The following is a 1,747-nucleotide window of genomic DNA, read 5'->3' as shown; positions in this document are numbered from 1 at the left end:
ACCCCACCCCCCTGTAACCGGTTTCAAGTATATAATGTGATTTCTATCTGCGAACAGCCACAGAATTAGCAACCTGCGGATTTGTTTGCCCGTTCACGCGGCATGAAGAGAGCGTATCCAGAGCCGGAGAATAAACCTGTGTTTTCACCTGCATCAGACCGAGAACTGTATGAAACAGTTTGTCATGAGATTGCGGCTCGGTTGCTTCTTTCGCGAGACAATCCTGCCTGATTGTGGCTTTGGCATCTTTTCCGAGCCACAGCACATAAGGCACGTGAGTCTGCTGTGACGGTGCTACAAAATAGGGGGCACCATGGAGATAGAGGCCAAATTCACCAACGGATTCACCATGGTCTGACATGTAAATCAGCGAAGTATCGAGCTTGTCCTGTTTGTCGCGCAGCCGGTCGATAACCGATGAAATAATATGATCCGTATAGGTGATACTATTATCATAGGCATTGAGAATTTCTTCGCGGCTGCATTTTGAAAATTCAGCACTCTGACAATCCGGTGTAAAACGGCGATATTCATCAGGATAGCGCAGATAATAAGCCGGTCCGTGACTGCCAAGCTGGTGCATCACCAGCACTGTGTCCTGTGTTATGCCGGACATCCATGTATCGAGTTTATCCAGAAAAATCCCGTCCAGACATTCGCCGTTTTTACAATATTTCGGATTGTCTGATGTCGACAGCGCTTCACTTGTCACACGATCAGCAACAGATTTGTGGCCTGTATTATTGTCCCACCACTCCACATGTACACCGGCATGTTTCAGCACATCGAGCAGGTTTTCCGTCTCCAGACCCTTCTCATGGGTGTACTCATCGCGTGTGTAAACCGAGAACATACATGGCAGGGACACCGCTGTGATGGTGCCGCAACTGCTGGTATCGGAAAAATAGGTGATGTCCTGACGGGCAAGCTCAGGATTGGTGTTTTTCTTATAGCCTCCGAGGGAAAAGCTTTCCGCACGGGCGGTTTCGCCTGCAATAACAATCGTCAGGCGCGGTTTTCTGTTGCCTGAGCCGGCATTGGCAACCTTGGCATCCGTACCGAGCGGCTGCACAATAATATTCTGATTTTTACCGGAGCGGATGCCCAGCTTGACAGCATTGCCAATCGGCATCACCGGATTGAGCGTTGCAATCCATTCCTTATGTTCGCGCCCCAGCGAGGTAAAAGTGCTGGCATTCAGCATGAAAAGTGCGGCTGCAGCAAACAGCGCCGGAAAGATAAAAGCAGAATTCTGCTTCACTTTTTGCAGGAATGAACGGTGCTCGATTTTTACCCATAAAATCAGCAGGGAAGGCAGAATACCAAATATAACAACATGGCGTATGAAGCCGAAGCTGATGAGATGTCCCGCTTCGGCATTGGTTGTGTCGATGGCACTTTGCAGCATTTCCACATCAATGATGGTTCCGAACTGATCGATGAACCATGATGCCGTAGCCGAAACCATAATGAGAAAAATAAACAGCGGTTTGGTGAGATATTTCACGGAAACAGTGATGCAAAGCGCTGTTAACAGGCAGAATATGCCCGCAACAAGAGCCAGAAGCGCGCCGGTTGGCAGCAACTCCTCTGAGCGGTGCCAGAATGTTGCATTGTTTACTGCGGTAAGATAGCCGGCTGTGATGATACTTAAGGTTACGCTTTCGATATGCGGGCGGCGCAACTCTGCCGGAGTATTCAATGCCATGACTCGTCGTCCTTGAAGTTCTGTACTTTGGACAAACGA

Annotated in this window: 1 protein-coding gene; it reads right to left on the bottom strand. The window is 49.1% G+C overall.

Going from position 1 to position 1,747, the window contains the following annotated elements; all coding sequences use genetic code 11:
* Positions 1-43: 43 nt before the first annotated feature.
* Positions 44-1,708, bottom strand: a complete 1,665-nt coding sequence (locus A918_RS20835; RefSeq protein ID WP_022712098.1) for a phosphoethanolamine transferase — start codon at positions 1,706-1,708, stop codon at positions 44-46.
* Positions 1,709-1,747 lie beyond the last annotated feature (39 nt).

Source organism: Pseudochrobactrum sp. AO18b, assembly GCF_000409565.1.
GTDB classification, from domain to species: domain Bacteria; phylum Pseudomonadota; class Alphaproteobacteria; order Rhizobiales; family Rhizobiaceae; genus Pseudochrobactrum; species Pseudochrobactrum saccharolyticum.
This window is presented reverse-complemented; position numbering and strand designations above follow the sequence as displayed.